At 46.8% G+C, this 267-nt stretch carries 1 protein-coding gene; it reads right to left on the reverse strand.

Features of this window, described 5'->3' with window-relative positions:
• The coding region (locus tag AC3A8L_RS15215) for a hypothetical protein (protein ID WP_487963123.1) at positions 1-199 on the reverse strand (199 nt) is incomplete at its 3' end.
• Positions 200-267 lie beyond the last annotated feature (68 nt).

Below are 267 nucleotides of genomic sequence, written 5' to 3' on the forward strand. Positions count from 1 at the left end.
TCCCTAGAACCTCAGACACTAGGCGCGCCACGCAGTACACACCAACAGCAAATAGACTGGAGAGTATGAAAATAACAAGCCCTAGCCGACCCAACCAATCATCGTGGTTCGTTTGTATAATTTCAGGCTGCATGACCACAAGCGAGCCGACGGCACCCAAAAAGGCCGCTACGGATAACCCTACACATATATTTTTCATAGCCCGCCCCTGGCGAAGAACATTTTAACGGTCATATTAAAGGTAACCAGGTTATAGAATTTGATGTT

The organism is Marinagarivorans sp., from assembly GCF_982758155.1.